The 19,939-nt window shown below is 52.8% G+C and carries 18 protein-coding genes, 1 pseudogene and 1 CRISPR repeat array; of the genes and pseudogenes, 18 read left to right on the top strand and 1 reads right to left on the bottom strand.

All coding sequences use genetic code 11. The features are described from left to right. Positions 1-37: 37 nt before the first annotated feature. From M2298_RS11520 to M2298_RS11485, 8 genes and pseudogenes are all read left to right on the top strand, one after another. Complete coding sequence (locus M2298_RS11520) at positions 38-1,147, top strand: amidase domain-containing protein (RefSeq protein ID WP_280648618.1); 1,110 nt, start codon at positions 38-40, stop codon at positions 1,145-1,147. Positions 1,148-1,331: 184 nt separating this feature from the next. Beyond that, positions 1,332-2,024, top strand: coding sequence for an FHA domain-containing protein (locus tag M2298_RS11515; RefSeq protein WP_122964613.1), 693 nt, complete (start codon positions 1,332-1,334; stop codon positions 2,022-2,024). A gap of 168 nt (positions 2,025-2,192) precedes the next feature. After that, entirely contained in the window at positions 2,193-4,253 is a 2,061-nt protein-coding gene (locus tag M2298_RS11510; RefSeq protein ID WP_280648543.1) for a penicillin-binding transpeptidase domain-containing protein, read from the top strand. Between the two features lie 125 nt (positions 4,254-4,378). Then, positions 4,379-4,564 carry a hypothetical protein gene (locus M2298_RS11505; RefSeq protein WP_280648542.1) on the top strand — a complete coding sequence of 62 codons (186 nt, stop codon included), beginning with the start codon at positions 4,379-4,381 and terminating at the stop codon, positions 4,562-4,564. Positions 4,565-5,019: 455 nt separating this feature from the next. After that, a CRISPR array of direct repeats spans positions 5,020-5,424; the repeat unit is 37 nt; unit sequence GTTACATTGGAGACCCGAGAAGTTAGGGGACTGAAAC. Between the two features lie 452 nt (positions 5,425-5,876). Beyond that, positions 5,877-6,290: a hypothetical protein gene (locus M2298_RS11500; RefSeq protein ID WP_280648541.1), complete on the top strand. Its 414-nt coding sequence runs from the start codon at positions 5,877-5,879 to the stop codon at positions 6,288-6,290. 208 nt (positions 6,291-6,498) lie between these two features. Next, positions 6,499-6,996 (top strand): hypothetical protein, encoded by a 498-nt coding sequence (locus M2298_RS11495; protein ID WP_122964617.1) that lies wholly within the window; start codon positions 6,499-6,501, stop codon positions 6,994-6,996. A gap of 526 nt (positions 6,997-7,522) precedes the next feature. After that, positions 7,523-8,179, top strand: a complete 657-nt coding sequence (locus tag M2298_RS11490) for a hypothetical protein (protein WP_173597544.1) — start codon at positions 7,523-7,525, stop codon at positions 8,177-8,179. Continuing rightward, a pseudogene (locus M2298_RS11485) lies at positions 8,065-8,334 on the top strand (iron chelate uptake ABC transporter family permease subunit); the annotation flags it as partial. The gene M2298_RS11490 and the pseudogene M2298_RS11485, both read left to right, overlap by 115 nt. Before the next feature lie 77 nt (positions 8,335-8,411). Here the strand turns inward: M2298_RS11485 and M2298_RS11480 are convergent. Further along, positions 8,412-9,290 (bottom strand): proline iminopeptidase-family hydrolase, encoded by an 879-nt coding sequence (locus M2298_RS11480; RefSeq protein WP_122964619.1) that lies wholly within the window; start codon positions 9,288-9,290, stop codon positions 8,412-8,414. A 216-nt stretch (positions 9,291-9,506) separates the two neighbouring features. On the opposite strand from M2298_RS11480, the gene M2298_RS11475 reads away from it, so the two are divergent. The 10 genes from M2298_RS11475 (at position 9,507) to M2298_RS11430 (ending at position 19,872) form a co-directional block, all read left to right on the top strand. Beyond that, positions 9,507-10,409, top strand: coding sequence for a hypothetical protein (locus M2298_RS11475; RefSeq protein ID WP_173597545.1), 903 nt, complete (start codon positions 9,507-9,509; stop codon positions 10,407-10,409). A 73-nt stretch (positions 10,410-10,482) separates the two neighbouring features. Then, positions 10,483-11,973 (top strand): sensor histidine kinase, encoded by a 1,491-nt coding sequence (locus M2298_RS11470; protein ID WP_173597546.1) that lies wholly within the window; start codon positions 10,483-10,485, stop codon positions 11,971-11,973. Beyond that, the gene (locus M2298_RS11465) at positions 11,951-12,652 is read left to right on the top strand and encodes a response regulator transcription factor (RefSeq protein ID WP_122964622.1); all 702 of its coding nucleotides are present in this window, start codon (positions 11,951-11,953) and stop codon (positions 12,650-12,652) included. Before M2298_RS11470 ends, M2298_RS11465 begins: the two co-directional genes overlap by 23 nt. Before the next feature lie 51 nt (positions 12,653-12,703). Then, the gene (locus M2298_RS11460) at positions 12,704-13,204 is read left to right on the top strand and encodes a hypothetical protein (RefSeq protein ID WP_173597547.1); all 501 of its coding nucleotides are present in this window, start codon (positions 12,704-12,706) and stop codon (positions 13,202-13,204) included. Positions 13,205-13,234: 30 nt separating this feature from the next. Further along, a complete protein-coding gene (locus tag M2298_RS11455; protein ID WP_254456896.1) occupies positions 13,235-14,353 on the top strand; it encodes a beta-ketoacyl-ACP synthase III in 1,119 nt (372 codons plus the stop codon). Then, complete coding sequence (locus M2298_RS11450) at positions 14,343-15,515, top strand: ATP-grasp domain-containing protein (protein WP_280648540.1); 1,173 nt, start codon at positions 14,343-14,345, stop codon at positions 15,513-15,515. The genes M2298_RS11455 and M2298_RS11450 overlap by 11 nt, the downstream gene beginning before the upstream one ends. A 33-nt stretch (positions 15,516-15,548) precedes the next feature. After that, the gene (locus M2298_RS11445; RefSeq protein WP_280648539.1) at positions 15,549-16,550 is read left to right on the top strand and encodes an NAD-dependent epimerase/dehydratase family protein; all 1,002 of its coding nucleotides are present in this window, start codon (positions 15,549-15,551) and stop codon (positions 16,548-16,550) included. Next, the gene (locus M2298_RS11440; protein ID WP_280648538.1) at positions 16,540-17,400 is read left to right on the top strand and encodes an MBL fold metallo-hydrolase; all 861 of its coding nucleotides are present in this window, start codon (positions 16,540-16,542) and stop codon (positions 17,398-17,400) included. The genes M2298_RS11445 and M2298_RS11440 overlap by 11 nt, the downstream gene beginning before the upstream one ends. Beyond that, positions 17,388-18,734 carry a F390 synthetase-related protein gene (locus tag M2298_RS11435; protein ID WP_280648537.1) on the top strand — a complete coding sequence of 449 codons (1,347 nt, stop codon included), beginning with the start codon at positions 17,388-17,390 and terminating at the stop codon, positions 18,732-18,734. Before M2298_RS11440 ends, M2298_RS11435 begins: the two co-directional genes overlap by 13 nt. Next, positions 18,712-19,872, top strand: coding sequence for a GNAT family N-acetyltransferase (locus tag M2298_RS11430; protein WP_280648536.1), 1,161 nt, complete (start codon positions 18,712-18,714; stop codon positions 19,870-19,872). The genes M2298_RS11435 and M2298_RS11430 overlap by 23 nt, the downstream gene beginning before the upstream one ends. Positions 19,873-19,939: the final 67 nt, after the last annotated feature.

The following is a 19,939-nucleotide window of genomic DNA, read 5'->3' as shown; positions in this document are numbered from 1 at the left end:
ATTTAAATATATGGAAAAATAGGAGTGGTTTTTTGTGATGAAAGCAAAATTTGCAGTATTTGCCGCATTGTCCTTAAGTTTAGGATTCAGTGTTGCTCCACCTCAAGCTTTCGCTGCAAAAGCAGAAGTTAACGAAAAACAGATTACACCAGGACTTCGAGAAGCGATTGATAACTTCCTCAAAAAAAGAGAAGAAGCAATTAATAATGGAGATTTTAGCAGTCTACCGTTTGATAAAATAGAAGAAACAGCCATTTATTTTCGATATATTAACGATGTTCAAAATTTTACAATAACAAATTACGAAACGTCTTATGATATGAAAGGTATAACTGAAAACAAGGATAACTATGAGGTACATATTTACCTGATCCAAGAATTTGTTGTAAATAACTCGATTGAGTCTGGTTTTGCAGATGATGTGAAGGTGGTGCTTAATAAGCCTGCTGCATCATTGAATAAGAATAGCCTTGTCAATGACTCAAATGAAACGTCAAATGATTTTGAAATTGTAAAAATGTCTTCTGACACCCTTGAAACGGATTTAAATAGTGAGGGTGTAATCAAGAAGGGGAAAGATTTTAAGGCTAAAATGAAAAAACAAAATACAAAAAAACAACTATCGATTGAAGCTCCAGAAGGTGCTGCCCTAGCTTCATATTCTTACGATGGATCGGAAGCTGCTGATTATGCCTTGGATTATGCTTTAAATCCAAATCCTAATTACTACACCTGGAACAACGATTGCACAAACTTTGTTTCTCAAGCACTGAATTATGGTGGGATTCCCGAAAGAGGTACTACATCAGGTAACTATAAAAAATGGTATTATCGTGATAGATGGGACGTCTCTAACAGTTGGATTAATGTCGATGATTTCTACGAAGTAGCTACAAACTCGTATACGATCTTCGGGTCAGATTTGGATTACGCAAGTGAGCTTAGTCTAGGAGATGTAGTTCAATACGACATCGATAGCGATGGAGACTGGAACCACACTGCCATCGTAACTAAACTCACAAATAATGGTCGATACGATATTCCCCTTGTCTCTTATCATTCTTCCAATAGAAAAAATGTCGCTTGGGATTATTTTGTTTCAAAGTACGATGAGTGTGATTACAGATTAATTGATATCCATGAGTAAGAGGTTGAGTTAGTTTTAACTGGATAGAAAAACCCGTCTCCTATGATTAAGAGACGGGTTTGCGAGTGGTTGATACTATTCATGCCCTGCGGCTTTTACTATAGGCGAAAAAAGGGTTGACTTTCCGGTATTTTGGTATGTAATTAATACGGATAGCTGCAACTCTTTTTTGAGGTGATGAACGTTGGAAGACGGCGTCTATGTCCTGATCAAAAAAGGCGATCCGGAGCTTGTGCAAAAACGCCAGTTTCTTCGTCAGGATGAGTACACCATTGGACGGAGAGGGAGCCAACTTGCGCCTGACATCGCTTTTTCCAGCCCATACGTGTCGAGACGGCATGCCGTGATCCGCAAGATCGGCAATCGCTATACGATTTCCGATCTGGACAGCAAGCATGGAACAGAAGTCAACGGGCAGAGCGTCCGCCAAGCGCCGCAGCCGTTATTTCACGGCGATCTGATCAGCCTTGCCAAAGGAGTCGTCGAGCTGGTCTTTTTTGCGGAGGGCAGTGAGTTGGACGTGACCAGGGAATTTTCTTTTCCGCTGGTGCAATCGATGGTTTCGACTGTTTCCACGACAGGGTTGGTCATCAACCTGGAGCGGCGCGAGATTCGCCTGGATGGTGCGAGGATTCATTTGACAGGAAAAGATATGGATTTGCTGATGCTTTTGTATCAACGGGCCAATCAGGCAGTCAGCTATGAGGAAATCATGGTGTCGATCTGGCCGGAAAGAATGATTTACACAGACAATAGCGTGCCGGATGTGGGACGCGCCGAAATCAATGCGCTCGTGTACCGTTTGCGCAAACGGCTGGGCAAGTACGGGGAAAAGGTCACCACGATTCCTCGCTTCGGCTATATGTGGGAAGATTGAACAAGGGAGACGAGCCAGTGGTCTTCCTTTTTTCCATGCGCTTTTTCCTGTTGAATTGTCTGACACTTATCATTTGTTTGTGAGTGTGATCTGATGATTTCATCAGTTTTCTTCCATTTATTCTCTAATCCGGCTGGTTTATCGTGGGAAAGGGAAGGTGAGGAACTGGTGAAAAAGGCTTGGATATGGTTTTGGAGTGTCTTTCTCGTAATTCTTTCGGGATTTGTCTTCCTTTTTTGGGACTATTGGAAGGAAGGGCCGAAAACGGACGGGGAAATGGCGAAGGCGGCGTTTACCGCTTATACGACGAATTGGAAAAATCAGCAGTTTGCACATATGTACGAACAGCTTTCACTGGATACAAAGGCAAAGGTGACAAAAGACGAGTTCGTTTCGCGATACGAGAACATTTACGGCGGGATCGAGGCCAAACCGATCCTCGTCGAGCCGCTTTACAACGGAGATGTCGTCCCGACTGAGGATGGGAAAATCAACTTCCATTACCGGATCAAGCTGGACACATTCGTCGAACCGATTTCGTTTACAGGAAAAGCAACCTTGATCAAAGAGACGCAAAACGACAAAAAAGATTGGTACATCCATTGGAATCCTTCCTTTTTATTTCCCGGCATGCAGGAGGGGGATAAGGTGCGCGCCAACACGCTGTATCCGAAGCGGGGAGAAATATTGGACCGGGCCGGACGCAGGCTGGCTACGAGCCGGATCGTGGTCGATGTCGGGATTCGTCCAGATGAATGGAGCAAAACGCCTCCAGCCGGGAGGACACAAGTCAGCAAGCTGTTGCAAATACCGCTGGCAAACCTGATGAGTGTGGTGAGTGCCAATGCGGGGAAGTCTGGCTCGTTTGTCCGCATCGCAACTTTGCCGGAGGATGATGCACGCTTGCAAACTTTGCAACAAACCGCGAGCATCGTTTTGCAGAAAAAGCAGGTCAGGTACTACCCGTATCAGGCTGCGGCGGCTCATTTGGTCGGCTACACGGGTGCGATTAGCCAGGAGGAGTACGAAAAGCGCAAAGACATGGGCTACCGCACCTCGGATATCGTCGGCAAGGCGGGGCTGGAACAGCTTTTTGAACAGCAATTGCGCGGGGAATCAGGCGGCCGGATCGCGATTGTCGGTGCAGACGGGACGGTGAAAAAAATCGTGGCGGAGCAACCCGCCAAAAACGGGCAGCCACTCGCCCTGACGATCGATGCTACTGTCCAGCAAACGATTTACAGCGAGTTCAAGCAGGATGCTGGGACAGCCGCAGCGATTTCGCCCGCGACGGGAGAAGTTTTGGCGCTGGTCAGCTCGCCATCGTATGATCCAAACGCATTTGTGCTCGGCATGTCGACAGAAGAGTGGAAAAAGCTCAATGACGATCCGGGCAAGCCTTTGCTGAATCGCTTTGCCCGCGGCTTTGCGCCAGGGTCTACCTTCAAGCCGCTTACCGCGGCAATGGGACTTGCGACCGGAGCGATTACGCCAGCCGATACTGTTTCGGTCAAAGGACTGCATTGGCAAAAGGACGCCTCCTGGGGCGCATACGAAGTGACGCGGGTGAGTGACTACGGAGCGCCCGTCGACCTGAAAAAAGCACTCGTCTACTCGGACAATATTTATTTTGCCAAGGCGGCGCTGTCCATCGGGGAGGAGCCGTTCGTGGCACAGGGAAAGCAGCTTGGCTTTGACGAGGCGGTGCCGATCCCGTATCCGCTCGATCCGTCCCGGCTTGCCAACAACGGCATGAGAAACGAGATCCAGTTGGCAGACTCGGGCTATGGGCAGGGCGAGGTGACAATGACGCCGCTTCACTTGGCGCTCGTGTACAGCGCTTTTGTCAACGAGGGAAACATCGTGTACCCGTCGCTGCTTCAGGGCGAGCAAAAAGAGCGGTATTGGAAGCGTGAAGCGATTCCGCCCCAAGTGGCAGCCATCGTCAGGGACGATCTTGTGCAGGTGATGGAAGACCCCCGCGGCACAGGCCGGGGAGCGCGCGTGCCGGGCATCCGCATGGCGGGCAAGACCGGCACCGCAGAATTAAAGCAAAAAAAGGGCGAGCAAGGACAGGAAAACGGTTGGTACGCGGTGTTCAATGTGGATGATCCGCGCCTGCTGGTCACGATGATGGTCGAGGACGTCAGAGGCCGCGGCGGCAGCCATGTGCTCGATGCGCGAATCAAGCGGATTTTTTCCAAGCTGTTGCAGGGCGTGGGGGCGTAAGCAGCATAGAGCAAGCGTTTCGTTTCGCTAGTTTCGCTAGGATAGAAGCAGAGAGAAAAGGACAGAGGAGCGGTGGGAGCAATGAGCAGGCGAGTAGAGGGTGAAAAGCAGATGAGATTGGCGGCATGTACGGCTGCTTGGGGAATCGTCACGGAGCCGTCCGTGCAGAAAGCGGGTTTTTGTTTGCCGCGCTCGCGGTGTTCCGACAGCAAAAGGCGTTGGAGAAAGCCGCAAGCGTGGAGCTGGTGGAAAAGCTGGAGAAACTCGTAGGGGACGCGAGTGCAACTGTGCGAGGGACTTGCTGCACATGAGCCGTTTTCATCAGTATGGACGGTTGTGTGCAGTTTTTTTGTGGGATTGTAGCGGAATGGAATGAAATGAAGTGGTCTGTTCACGCAGGGGGGATTTGTACGGGAGCGGACTTGCCGTATTAAAGGAGAGTGATTTGTTTGGGGAGTTGGATGAAGGAAGTGGCGGTTGAAAGATATTTGCGTTTGTGGATGAAAAGTTGTTTGGGTGCTGGATCGTGTAAAGAAATGGATAGATGAGATGGGGGATAATGTTTTATTATAAGTATGAGGGCGAATGGTTACCCTGTAGCGAGGAAAAAGAAATGAACAAGATGCGTACACGTACAGCCTATTTTCGAGGATAGGGCGTGATTTTTGACGAGAAGTGAATCCTCGAAAAAAGAGCGGGTTCTTGTTGGCAGTGAGTATGGGGAAAGCCTTGGCGTTATTGAGGTTAAGCATGGTAGTCAAAGTCGGTTACATTGGAGACCCGAGAAGTTAGGGGACTGAAACAGTCAGCTACATGACTGATTGCACTGTTCAGGATTGAGTTACATTGGAGACCCGAGAAGTTAGGGGACTGAAACTGGCATCATGGAAGCGCCGCCGTCCGTTGACTACGCGTTACATTGGAGACCCGAGAAGTTAGGGGACTGAAACTGTAGCTCCACCTCCGGTGCAAGGAGCTTCGCAAGCAGTTACATTGGAGACCCGAGAAGTTAGGGGACTGAAACTAAAATTAGGATTAAGCATTGGTATGACTGACTTTTTGTTACATTGGAGACCCGAGAAGTTAGGGGACTGAAACTACGTGGTGATTGTTGACGGTCAAATGGGGAGTTACGTTACATTGGAGACCCGAGAAGCTAGGGGACTGAAACCATGCCTTCCACCCGCCGACAAAATTCAGCGGCGCGACGTTACATCGAAGACCCGAAAAGCAAGCGGAATTGAAACTAAGGCTCTTGCATTTTTGTTCGTATTTGGTTATCTCGTTATATTACAAATCCGAAAAAACAGAAGACTGTAACTAAGCTGGCCTTGCCTGCTCGCGATGCTCCGACAACAAAAGATGCTAGAGAAAGTAGATTTGATGGAAAAGATGGAAAAACTTATAAAAGACGCGAAAAAAGCTGCACGAGAGACTTGCTGCACATAAACCGTTTTCAATATGGACGGTTGTGTGCAGTTTTTTTGTGGGGATTGTAACAAAATACAAGCTACATCGTCTTACTAATGAAGCCTTAAACATAAATGGAAAAAAATGTTGAAAATAGAAAAATTAAAGATTAATATGCAAAAAATTTCAAAATATTTTTAGCGAGGGGTATTGTTGAATAGAAAGCTTGTAGCAAGTTTTATTACTTCTTGCGTTGTTCTGGCGACAATCACTACTGCATTCGCAGCTACTCCGATGGGGATAGCACAATCAGAAGCGTCAATCAGTGGAAATCTGTCTACGGCAGGGGGAGAAAAACATTATGTAATATCTTCGTATGGTATTACGCGTGATATCTCCTCTAGAGTAAAATCTAGTGATACTAAGCAAATCATTTCCTTTGCTATTATTACTAGAAACGGGAAGAAAGTTTCCTCAAAAACAACAGAAGATTCCTATGTTAAATCTTTGAAAGCAAAGATTAGTAATCAGGAGGAATATGGAAAAGCGATATGGGAGGTAGCCGCCAGCGGGGATGTGCAAAAATTACGGTGCAGTCTACTATCTATTTCAATGCAAAGAAGCTAGGTGAGACAGAAAGAGCAACCAATTATAATTCATATAAGGTCAAACAAACAGGAGAAAGGAAAGTAGTTAATCCTACGAAGAAAGGGTATTGGGAAATAAGCAGCTTTCATGAAGAGTATGCAAAAAAGGAAGATAAATTGACAGAAGAAAATCACTCATACGATGATGCGATTTGGATGCCTTAATATAGTGAAAAGGAGATATTACCATGAAAAAATCGGTTTTATTTAGTGGAATTGCATTAGCTTTAGCGTTTTCCGTTATCGGTTATGCAAATGCAAGCAAGCAAGATGACATGGTGATTGTAAAACAAAGAATTGCAGAGTTTAAAGAAAAGGTTGACAATGACATTGCAAGCAGCTTTGACATTAATCTGGACGACTTGAAAAAGCTGGATCACAAAGAGGTTTTAAAAAGTGAAGAGTATAAGGGGATTGCTAAAATAGTAATGAATATCATGCTTGAGCAAGCAAACGGTGATGTAGTGCCAAGTATTTATATGGATGAAGAGAACAATGAGATGTACATTTTGGAAAAACAAGCGGATGGTACAAATATCTTGCATAAGTATAGCAAGAATAATGAAGGCTCTGATACTCAACGAACTGTTGGCGCAAAAAATATAGGCACAGATAAAGAGGGCTGGAATGAAATTAGCACGGAAAAAAGTGAGGGAAAAATCATAGACTTCGAAGAGGTAAAATAAGAGCAATTAAAACCCGCAATACCAGTCTTGTCCTTTTGCAAAATAAATACAAAAAAGCGGCTAAACCAAAAGCGCTGACCAACTATCGGTCAATGAAGTGCACCTCCTAAAATAGACATTGGATTAAACCTCCTGGTAGATCCGATGCAACCTAAGGGGTGTATTTTTGTTGAAAAAAAGCCCAGCCTTTAGAAGCTAACCTGACAAGTTCATGCTAGAATCCGTGCGGCTGCATAGAGAGAAAAGACAGACATACCATTGAATCATGAAGCATCCCTGAAACAGCAACAAACAGGTCAAACTATGTCACCCCTAAAAAACCATCCATACAGCAAATAAAAAGTACGACCGAAAATCCGGAAATCGCAGACAATCAATCAGTTTAACCCTTCGACCCGTCGAGAGAGCCTTTACGCTTTTTACGGCCTCCTTTGTTTTCCATCCCCGTTCCCTGATGCGCGGGGGCACGGCAGACGAGCTATAATAGTGGATAGCTAAAAGGGCTACAGGAGAGGAGGGGCCAACGTTGCATGCTGACGAGGTTTATCGACAGTTCCGACAGATGATTTTTTCCGTGCAGAGCGTATCGCTTGTCACATGTGCTCACCAAGAGCCGCATTCGCTTCCGGCTTCTTCCTGCCAGCGCATCGGGTTTGTCAAAAGTCACAAAGGTACGCTGACAAGCAATGCGATCGAGCAGGCTGTGGAGGCGGGCGATGTCGTTTTTCTCAGGCCGTGGACGGACACCTCCATTTGCGCGCAAGCGGGCAAGCAGCTGGAGGTCTTTTGGATCGAGTTCGCTTTCTGGACGGAGGCAGCATCGTCCGGGACGGAGCGGACTTTTCTCCAGGGAACAGCCGATTTCCCGCTGGAAAAGTCGTTTCACGTGCGCAGCCATTCGCAGGTTTTGCATTTGATGGAGGAACTGCACAAAAGTCTGGATGCATTCGCGCATGTTCAAGACGCTCAAAGGTGTGAGCTTTTCCGACTACATAACCGGTTTGCGGATCGACCGGGCAAAGGTGCTGCTGGAGCTGCCAGCCAGCCGCTTGCGGGAAGTGGCGCAAAGCGCTGGCCGGAGCTTGTGTCGCGGTTGTCGGTTCGATCGGGTTTGTCGGCTTGCTTGCTCCGCACATGGCTGGCAGGCTGGTCGGGGGCAAGCGCATTTGGCTACTTCCTGTAGCTGCCCTGCTCGGGGCCATTTTGCTGGTTGCAGCGGACGGACTGGGCAGATGGCTGTTACCTCCGCTTGAGGTTCCGGTGGGCATCGTGACGGCTGTAATCGGTGCGCCGTACTTCCTTTACTTGATCGGCAAAGAAAAAAGCAGAAGCTGGTAAACAAACACAAAAAGCCCTGTCTTGCACACTGCTGCGAGACGGGGCTTCTTGTGTTTTCCATATCGAGTCAACCGGGATTATCGCTTGTCCGCTTGGCGCAAAAACGCGCGGACGGTCTGTACGTATTCGTCTGTTTCTTCCAAATAGCCGAGATGGGAGCTGTGCTCCAACACATGCAGCCCGGCGTTTGGCACGAGCGACTGGTAGTAGCTTGTTGCTTCCGGGGTCGCCTCGTCGTAGCGACCGCACACAAACAGGGCAGGAATCGCGATTTCATGCAGCTTCGGCGTGTAATCAAACGTCTTGAGATTGCCTGTCGGGCAAAACTCGGACGGCCCCCACATCGTCATGTACACGTCTTTGTTGGCTTTCGCACGGCTTTGCGTCATGACTTCTGGCAACGGCTCCATGCGGCAAACGTGGCGCGCGTAGTATTGTTTCATCGCGTCCTGATACTCTTTGGAATCCGTCGTTCCTTGCTGTTCGTGCCGGGCAATCGTCTGCTGGACGTCTTCCGGCAGTTGGGCGATCAGCCGATCAGCGTCTTCTTTCCAGAGCTGGGCACGGAGGCAAGGACTGGAGAAAATCACGCTCGCAACGCCCGCAGGCTTAGCGTCAATCAAATAAGCCGCAGCCAGCATCGTTCCCCACGAATGGCCGAGAATATGAACCTCGGTCAAATCAAGCGCCTGTCGAATGCAGGCCAGCTCTTCTACAAAGCGCTCCGTTTTCCACAGCGAGGAGTCGGTCGGTCTGTCCGAGTTGCCCGAGCCGAGCTGGTCGTAAAAAATAACGGGACGCTCGTCGCCAAGCACGTGCAATGCAGACTGGAGCGGGTCGTGCGTGTTGCCAGGCCCGCCGTGCAACACGATCAGCGGAGTGTGATTGCCTGTGCCGACGCGGTTGTACCATACTTTTCCGCCAGGAACTTCGATGTAGCCTTCCTGCTTGTTCATCGTTTTTCATCCTCCACTTGTCACTCTTGTTGATCCAATTCTTTTTACCAATATACCATTTTTAGAAGATTTTTGCGTGAGTAGCTGTGTGCGTGCGCCAAGCGCATGATTTTACACTTTTTTTAGATTTCGTTTAGAACGCGTTTAGGCTTCCGCTTTATCATCGCTAGTAGAGAAAGTGAGGCTGCTTTCTACATGAAACTGGAGGGATGACTGGTGCGAAAAACATGGCTGGCGGTGGCATTGGCGGTCGGAATCGGCGGGGGAGCGACGTGGGGGATGAGCGTTTCGGCGCAAGCGGACAACGGCGCACTGGAGTCGTACAAATCGGCGTTAAAGCAGACGAAAGAAGCAGGGAGCTTGACTGCGCACGCTCACCTGGAGTTGACAGACAACCAGACGAAGCTTTTTGCAGTCGACGGGGTGGCCAAAGTCGATCATGAGCAGAAGCTGGGCAGCGTGGATGGCACGTATGTCGATGCGAACGGCGAAGGAAGCTTTCAAGCATTTCGCGAGCCGACTCAAATGGTTTTTAAAAAAGGGGATCGCGATCTGTATCGCGTCATGGAGGCAATGGATTGGCAACAACAACAGCCTGAGCAGGATCAGCACGCTATGAGCAGCGCCATGATCGAGCAGGTACACAAAACATTGTTCGGAAGCATGGAGAAATGGACGACGATGGAAAACTTGCCGGATGGCGGGAAACGAGTATCCTTGAAGCTCGACGAGGAGCAAATGCCTGTGTTCGCCAAAATGCTAGGCCCGATCATGTACGCGAAAATCGTTGAACGCAGCCAGGAAGCGAGGGCGGGTGAAGCCGAAAAAGGACTCGCGCTGGAGCTGCCCGCTTTGCAGGAAGACGTGCATCTGGAGCAAGTCGTGCTGAACGCGACGATCAACGAGCAAAACCAGATCGAGCAGCAAACAGCCAAGGTGGAGCTGGTCGGGACGGACGCTTCCGGCGTCGTGCATACGTTGCAACTGACTGTGGACGTCCGCTTGTCGGATTTGGCAGCGACCACTCCCGAGCGCGTGGATTTGACGGGGAAACAAGTGGAGAAAGTGACTCGCGAAGAGATGCGCAGCCACTGGGCAAAAGGCGGCTGGCGGCACTAAGGCAGGGGCGTGCGTCTTTTGCCAGGCGCTGTAGTATAATGACAGCAATTATGCGCATCGGAGGAGAGGAACCATGTCAATCAAAACGAGGCTTTGGTTGTCTTATATCGCCATGATCGTCGTTCCGGTGGTCTGTTTTGGACTGGTCGCCTCGACTCTGGTGGCGGTTTTTTGGGGAGAGTCATTCCCGCGCGAAAAAGCACCAGGGAAACCGCTGTTTCGGCAAAACATGGACAGACGAGACGAGCTGTTTGCAGGAGTGGTCTTTTTGGCGCAGCACGATGCGGAGCGGTTGCTGGACAATGAGCTGCTGACCGAAACGGATGAGCAACTACGCCCGTTTGGCGGAGCATTCATATTGGCGAAAGAGGGAGCGGTGCTGTTCGCTTCTTCTTCCCTGGCTCAGGCCGATTTGCCGAAATACATGCAGTCCGCTGCAGTTGAAGAACGCCCGCGCCAGTGGCCGCCATGGGAAAGCGACAGGCATGTCGCCAGGACGTATGCGTTTTCCTTCGCCGACAAGAGTCAGGGCACTCTTTATTTTCTGGCTGACGACAGCTCCTTGTTTTCGTCGGGAATCTCTTTCTTTGCGCTCATGATCGTCAGCTTCCTCGTCATTATCGGGCTGACGAACGGGATTTTGACGTATTTGGTGTCCAAGAGCATCATCCGTCCGCTGTACGCGCTCAAACAGGCGGCTCACGAGATCAAGGAGGGCCATCTGGAGCGGCCTGTACAACTCGGGCGAAAAGATGAGCTGGGCGAGCTGGGCGAGGCTTTTGAGGAGATGCGCGTCCGGTTGTACGACTCGATTCGCATGCAGCTACAATACGAGGAAAGCCGCAAAGAGCTGATTGCGAGCATCTCGCACGATTTGAAGACGCCGATTACCGGAATCAAGGCGTGCGTGGAGGCTGTGCTGGACGGAATTGCCGATACGCAGCCGAAACGGGAGAAATACATGCGGATGATCGCCAGCAAATCCGCGCAAATGGATCGGCTCATCGACGAGCTGCTTTTGTACTCGCGGCTGGACTTGAACCGTCTGCCTTTTCATCTGGAGCCGGTCAATATTCGGGCCTACCTGACCGATTGGGTGCAGGCGCTGCGTCTGGAGCCTGGTATGTCTGACGTACGGCTGAACGTCGCGGGGACAGAGGGCGGCCCGCTTGCCGTGATGGCAGATCGGGAAAAGCTGCATCGGGTGCTGATGAACATGATCGACAACAGCATGAAATACATGGACAAACCACTGAAACAAATCGACGTGCGAGTGGAGCGGACAGCAGACGAAGTTATTGTGACGATTGCCGACAATGGAGCGGGTATTGCGGAGGAAGCGATGCCGCACATTTTTGACCGCTTTTACCGGGCGGACCCTGCGCGCAACACGACAACGGGCGGCAGCGGACTGGGACTTGCGATCGTCAAGCAATTGGTAGAAGGGCACGGAGGACGCGTCTGGGCGCGCAGCGAGGTCGGCAGCGGAACGGACATCTGTTTTTCCTTGCCGCTGCAAAAAGGGACGGAAGGTGGAGCGGATGAAGCACATATTGATCGTTGAGGACGACACGGTAATCGCAGAGGTGGAAAAAGACTACCTGGAAGCAAACGGCTATACAGTCGAGGTCGCCCATTCGGGAGAGGTCGGCTTGCAAAAAGCGCTGACAGAGCCATACGATCTGATCATTCTCGACTTGATGCTGCCTGTGGTAGACGGCTTTGCCATTTTGCGCGAGGTGCGTGAAGCGAAAAACATCCCGATCCTGCTCGTCTCCGCCAAAAAAGAGGACATCGACAAGATCCGCGGCTTGGGGCTGGGCGCGGATGATCATATTAGCAAACCGTTCAGCCTGGGCGAACTGGTGGCGAGAGTAAAAGCGCACCTGGCCCGCTACGACCGCCTCGTTTCCGATGGTTCCCAGAGCCAGCGAGCGCCGCAGGACGAAATTCGCATGCGTGGCTTGCGGATCGACAAGCTCGCCCGCAAGGTGTACGTCCGTGGACAAGAAGTTGCCTTTACGTCGAAAGAATATGAGCTGCTGCTGTTTTTGGCGACGCATCCGAACTGGGTGTTCAGCAAAAACGATTTGTTCGAGAAAATTTGGGGACTGGATTCTCTTGGCGATATTGCTACCGTGACCGTGCACATCAGCAAGCTGCGCGAAAAAATCGAGATCGACCCGACGAAGCCGCAGTATATCGAAACGGTTTGGGGAGTCGGGTACCGTTTTCAACTGTAGGTGTAGCTATGTAGCTGCGGCGGCTCACAGAGGCTCAAAAGAGGTGAAAGCATGTACAAGCTGGGCATGAAAGGGAAGAAGTGGCTGCTGCTCCTGCATTTGCTCTTTTCAGCGATTATGCTGGGCGGAGCGGTCCTGTTTCTCGTTTTGAGCATCGTGGCGGCGAATACGGACGATGCCGGGATATTTGCCGCCTGTTACACCGCGATGCACACCTTGGCGAAAACAAGCGTGCGCGCGTCGACCATCGGCACGATCGTCACAGGCGTGCTGCTTTCCGTCTGGACGCATTGGGGGCTGTTTCGCTATTACTGGCTCATCGCCAAAGAAGTGCTGACGCTCGTCACGATCCTGCTCGGTCCCGTCGCCATGTACGTCTGGACGTTGCCAGCGGTCAGCCTGGCCTGGGCGCAAGGGTTGGAAGCGATGGGCAATCCCGCTTTTATCGTCAACAGCGAAAAGCTCTGGATCGGGATTGTCTTGCAGCTGCTTTCGCTGATTCTGTTGTTTCTTTTGTCGGTGTTCAAGCCGTGGGGGAAACGAAAAAGCTGAACATACGTCTTTGTAACAGTAGACTATCTTTTGCGTAGGCGAAAGGTAGTCTTTTTTGCGTATGCCCTCCACAAGCTGCCATTCTTTTGCGTAAAATGGGTGTCAGTGACAGCATACAGTGTGAGAGACAGACAATCGAGGGAGAACCAGACCATGGAGAGAAGAGTAAAATTGCTGGGCACGGGAAAATACTTGCCCGCGCGAGTCGTGACAGCGGCAGAGCTGGATGAACAGCTCGGGCTGGCTACAGGATGGACCGAAAAAAAATCCGGGGTTCGGATTCGCCATTATGTTACAACGGAAACAGCCGCGCAGATGGGGGCGATTGCCGCCAAACGAGCGGCGGAAGCGGCAGGAGTCTCGTTGCAGGAGCTTGACTGCATCGTCTGTGCGAGCGGAACGGCGCAGCAAGAAATTCCGTGCACAGCGGCCTTGATCCAGGAAGAGCTGGGGCTTTCCCGCACAGGGATTCCTTGCTTTGACATCAATTCGACTTGCCTGAGCTTCGTGACTGCGCTCGATGTCATGTCTTGCGCGATGGCTGCTGGTGTATACAAGCGCGTGCTGATCGTCTCGACGGAGATCGCTTCGATGGGACTGAACTGGAAGCAAAAAGAAAGCTGCGTGCTGTTTGGCGATGGCGCGGCAGCGGTCGTCGTGGGGCAGACACCGGAAGGCGAGTCGTCCCGCATTGTCAGCTCAGCGATGCAAACCTACAGCGAAGGGGCGCACTATTCGGAAATTCGCGGCGGCGGAACGATGGTGCACCCGCGCCACTATGCGAACGGACACGAGGATGACTTCGCTTTTGACATGGACGGACGCAAAATTTTTCGCTTGACCTTGCAGTTGATTACCGGCTTTGTGGACAGCTTGCTCGCGAAAGCGTCCGTGAGCAAAAAGCAGCTGCAGGCCGTCATTCCCCACCAGGCGAGCGGGATGGCGCTGCGCATCATGAGAACGAAGCTCGGTTTTATGGAGCAGCAAATGGTCGACATCATGGCAGACCACGGCAACGTCATTGCCGCTTCGATCCCGATGGCTTTGCACGAGGCGATCAGCCAGAAGCGGGTAGAAAGGGGAGATTGCCTGCTTTTGCTCGGTACTTCCGCCGGGTTGTCGCTCGGAGGGATTGTGCTTGAATACTGAGCGGACGGTCCTTTTGACAGGAGGGAGGGCACCTGCCACGCTGGAGTTGGCCCGGCTGTTTCACGCGGGCGGACACCGCGTCGTTGTAGCGGAAAGCGCGGGGCGGCACCTGTGCGCTCATTCGCGCTATGTAGCCCGCTCCTATCGCGTTCCGCCACCCCGGACGAAGACGGATGCCTATATCGCCGAGCTGTGCCAGATCATGCAAAAGGAGCGCGTCGACCTGCTCGTTCCGACTTGCGAGGAAATTTTTTACGTCGCGCACGGCCGCGAGCGGTTGCGGGCATATGGCGCCGTGCTGGTGGAGCCGCTTCCTGTGCTGCGCGCTTTGCATGACAAATGGCTGTTTCAGGAACGGGCACAGGCAGCAGGGGCGAAAGTTCCGCATACGATTCGGGTGGAATCTGCGCACGAGCGGGACGAAGCGATTCGCCAAGCGAGTGGCCCGATCGTGCTGAAACCTGTTTACTCCCGCTTCGCCGCCCATGTCCAGATCATCCGCGATCCGTCCAGGGTGGAGTTGTCCAGGCTTCCTGTCCCGTCTGCCGCTCAGCCGTGGCTCGTCCAGCAGTTCATCGCAGGACGCCAGTTGTGCAGCTACGCGGTCGCCCATGAAGGAGAGCTTGCGCTGTATGCGGACTATGAGACGGTGCACACGGCGGGGCAAGGGGCGACGATTCATTTTGCCTCTGCCGGACATGGCGGAGTATACGATTTTGTCACGCGGTTTGTCCGCAGGCACAAGTTCAACGGGCAGATCGCTTTTGACCTGATCGAGAGCGAGGCAGGCGAACTGTATGTGCTCGAATGCAATCCGCGGCTGACGAGCGGGATTCATCTGTTTGCAGGGCAACAGGTGGCGGATGCCTTTTTTGCAGGCGGAAAAGAGGTGCTCGTGCCAGAGACAGGACGATCCTATATGCTTGGCCTTGCCATGCTGAGCTACGGACTGGCAAATGTCAAGGGCTGGTCGGGTTGGAAAAGGTGGGCGCGCGACCTGTCCGGCGCGCGGGATGTGCTCTTTCGCTTGGACGATCTGCGCCCGTTTTTTGACCAGTTTGCCATGCTCGGCGATCTGGCCTGGCAAAGCGTGAGCACGAAAACAAGCATGCTCGCATGCAGTACGAGCGATATCGAATGGAACGGGGAAGTGCCGCGCTGAGCGGGTTTCTTTGGAAAGGATGGGAGAAGGCACATGAAAAAACGTGTGCTCGTCACAGGCGGAACGGGTTTTCTCGGACAAAAGCTGGTGCAGCGGCTGCATGAGCAAGGCCACGAGGTGACTGCGCTGGGACGGGATGAGGGCATCGGGCGGCAGCTGCGAGAGCAGGGCATCCGTTTTGTCCGTACAGATATTAGAGACAGGGAGGCGGTAGCAGACGCATGCCGCAGTCAGGAGATCGTCTATCACGTTGCCGCGTTTTCCTCGCCGTGGGGAAGGTTTCGCGACATGTACGAGACGAACGTGAGCGGAACCGTCCATGTCATTGCTGGATGCGACAAGCACGGGATTGAGCGGCTGGTGCACGTGTCGAGTCCGAGCATTTACTTTGCGTTTGCCGATGCGTATGGCATCCGGGAAGATGCGCCGCTGCCAGAACGTTTTGCCAACGTGTATGCGCAAACGAAGCATTTGGCCGAACTGGAAGTGGACAAGGCGCATCGGCAGGGGCTGCCGACGATTACGCTGCGCCCGCGCGCCTTGTTCGGGCCGGGCGACAATGCGATTTTGCCCAGACTGATTCGCGCCAACGAACAAAAATACGTGCCGCTGATTGGGGGCGGAAAAGCGCTCATCGATTTGACTTACGTGGACAATGTCGTGGATGCGCTCGTGCTGTGCATGGATTCACCTGCAAGCACATTCGGCCGAGCCTACAACATTACAAACGGGGAGGCTGTCACGCTGATCGACGTACTGACGGATGTGTTCTGGCGACTGGACATGCCGCTGCGAGCGAAAGAGGTGCCGTACTGGCAAGCGTACGGAGCGGCCTGGGTGCTGGAGCTGTTGTCCCGCACCGTGCTCGGCTACCGCGAGCCGATCCTGACCCGTTATTCCGTCGGGGTACTCGCCAAGTCGCAGACGCTCGATATTACGAAAGCGCGGCAGGAGCTTGGGTACGAGCCGCGCGTGAGCATAGCGCAAGGGATTGAAACTTTTACGGCATGGTGGAGGGCAGAACATGGACGTTAAATTGACGTGGCTGGACACTGGCTACTGCCGCCAGCTGGAACTGTTCTCGCGCAAAGGCGGCAGGGTGAAAATGATTCGCTTTCACGCGCTTGCCGGGCTGATCGAGCACCCGCAGCACGGCATTTGGCTGTTTGATACAGGCTACTCGCCGCGGTTTTTCCAGGCGACCCAATCGTTTCCGTACTCGCTTTACGCCAGCTTGACGCCTGTCGTGACAGCGCCTGAGCAAAGCGTGCTGGCCCAGCTCAACCAGCGGGGGATCGCGGCAGATGAGGTAAAAGGCATTTTGCTCTCCCATTTTCATGCGGATCACATCGGCGGATTGCGCGATTTTCCCAAAGCGCGTCTGTACTGCTACGAGAGCGCCTATCTGCATATCAAGGACAAGACAGGGCTGGCTGCTGTGCGCGAGGCGTACTTGCCTGATTTAATGCCTGCCGATTTTGCCGAACGCGTGACATTTGTGGATCGGCTGGCCCCGGTTGAGCTGCCAGCGCGGTACGCGCCGTATGCAAAAGGATACGATCTGTTTGGCGACCAGAGCGCTTGGGTGGTCGATCTGCCCGGGCATGCACAAGGCCAGTTTGGCGTGTTTGTGCGTGACCGCGATCACGGAGAACTGTTTTTGTGCGCGGATGCCGCTTGGTCGAGCGAGGCGTACCGCCGCTTTTTGCTGCCGCATCCGCTTGCCAGGCTGATCATGTCCGACCGCAAGGCGTACCGCGACGAGCTGCGCAAGCTGCATGTCCTGTCGCGCAATCGAGCAGACGACTTGCGGATCATGCCGACGCATTGCAGCGAAGTGTGGGAGACGACGAAAGAGGGCGGGGATTTTTCATGGAGATCATGACGCTGCTTGCGCAGTATGTGCGGACGAAGTGGCTCGCCCGGCGCTTTTCCACGCGAGAACAGCTGGAAAAATGGCAAGATCGCCAGGTCAAGGCGCTGCTGAACCGGATACTGCCTGTTTCGCCGTTTTACTTGAAAAGAATGGGCGCTTTGTCCAAGGCAGAGTGGAGAAAGCTCGCGCCGATTGACAAAAAGCTGATGATGGAGCATTTTGACGAGCTGAATACGCGGCGCATCGCCAAAGAAGAGGCGTTCCGTCTGGCGCTGCAGGCGGAGAACACACGCGATTTTACGCCACAGCTCAAAGGAGTCACGGTCGGCTTGTCGTCCGGCACCTCCGGCAATCGCGGGCTGTTTCTCGTCGGGCCAAAAGAGCAGGCCAAATGGGCCGGGACGATTATGGCCAAAATGCTGCCCGGGCCGCTCTGGTCTGAGCAACGGATCGCCTTTTTCCTGCGGGCGAACAGCAATTTGTACACAGCCGTAGACAGGCGGCGCATTCAGTTTGCTTTTTTTGATCTGCAAAATTCGTTAGCAGAGCACGTCGAGCGGCTGAATCGTTATCAGCCGACTGTGCTGGTCGCCCCGGCATCGATGCTGCGCATGCTGGCAACAGCCAAGCAGCAAGGAGCACTGCGGGTATCGCCGATCAAAGTCATTTCGGTCGCGGAAGTGCTCGACCCGCTCGATCAGGCGTACATCCAGGACAGCTTCGCTCAGCTCGTTCATCAAGTGTACCAGTGCACGGAAGGGCTTTTGGCTGTCACATGCGAGCACGGCACTTTGCACGTAAACGAAGATATCGTCGTGATGGAAAAAGAGTATCTCGATGAGCAGAAGGAGCGGTTTTTCCCGATTTTGACCGACTTTTCCCGCGAGACGCAGCCGATTATCCGCTACCGCCTGAACGACATTTTGACGGAGCGGCGCACGCCGTGTCCATGCGGCTCCGTGTTCATGGCACTGGAAGCGATAGAAGGGCGCTCGGACGATCTGTTTTGGTTCCGGCATGGGCATGAAAACGAGGATCGCTGGATTTCCATCTTCCCGGATTTCATCCGGCGGGCTGTGATGGTGGCATCCGCGAAGATCGAGGAATACACGGTTCGCCAGCTTGGTGCAGAGCAGGTGGAAGTCGCGCTGTTGGTAAACGGGCAGCACTCCGAGCAAGAGGTGCAGGAAGAGGTGCGGCAAAGTCTCGCGGCTGTCATTCGCTCCTATGGCGCTGTCGTGCCCGCGATCCATTTTGTGCCGTACCAGCCTCATTCGGGCGCTAAAAAATTGCGGCGCGTAGAGAGGGTGTTTGCTTTCGATGAGCAAAAAGGACGAGATTAGGCTGTATGAGCCTGACGAGCTTTTGGCGCTGGACTGGACGCAGCTTGCAGATGGCGACTACGCCCGCGACTATTTGACGACACTCGCGACAGATTCTCCTGAGCGCCACATCCAAAACGTGCAAACAAAGCTGCTGGGACTGCGCGCAGGAGGGCGTCTCGTGCCCGCGACGGTGAATGAGCAGGAGTACGCCAATTCGTATGTTTGTTCACCGTACACCCATTTTGTCACTTACGCCCGCGAAGAGCTGAACATGCTCGATTCCATGCTGTGGAAAAGGCTGCTCGCGCCTGTGCTGGCCGCGCTTGGCTTATGGATGAAGGCAAGCCGTTGCAACCGGATCGCGATTGTGAACAACTGGCTGTTGTCCACGAATTTGTACCACGACTGGACGGCGCAGGAAGCGCGGGAAATCACACACTTTTGCGCGAAAAAGCTGCCGCGGCACATCATCGCGTTCCGCTCCGTTTGCCAGAAGCTGAGTCCCGAGCTGTACAAAGGGCTGAAGGATGCAGGCTGCCTGATGGTCCCGAGCCGCTACGTGTACTTGTTTCACCCGGAATGGCCAGGCAAAGGGACGTGGCGGGTGCGCAATACGCTGTCCCGCGATCGGAAAATGCTGGAGAAGTCCGGCTACCGGGTGCTTTGGCACGATGAGCTGGAAGCAGGGCAGGCAGGGCGGATCGTCGAGCTGTACAACGCTCTGTACCTGGACAAATACTCCCGGCTGAACCCTCAGTTTACGGAGGACTTTATCAGGCTTGCGATGCGCAAGCGGACACTCACGCTGATCGGACTGGAAAAGGACGGGCGGCTGGACGGCATACTCGGTTATTTCGTCCGCAACGGCGTGATGACGACTCCTTTGTTTGGCTACGATACCAGACTGCCCAAAGAGACGGGGTTGTACCGGATGCTGTCGAGTCTTTTGGTGCAGGAGGCACAGCGGCGAAGCCTTTTGCTGCACCAGAGCGCGGGAGTCGGGGCGTTCAAGGCAGACAGGGGGGCCGTCGGGGAGACGGAATACACGGCTGTGTACGTCAAGCACCTGCCTGTTTATCGGCGGTGGATTTGGCAGACGCTTGCCGTATTGCTTGAGCGAATCGGGATCAAATTGGTGGAAAAATACGAGTTGTAGTGCCTTTTCATACACACTTCGACGCGGATCGTAACTTCTTCCCTATACACTGAAAAGCAGCGAAGCA

The sequence above is a fragment of the Brevibacillus sp. 1238 genome, assembly GCF_029892995.1.
Taxonomy (GTDB): Bacteria; Bacillota; Bacilli; order Brevibacillales; family Brevibacillaceae; genus Brevibacillus; species Brevibacillus parabrevis.
This window is presented reverse-complemented; position numbering and strand designations above follow the sequence as displayed.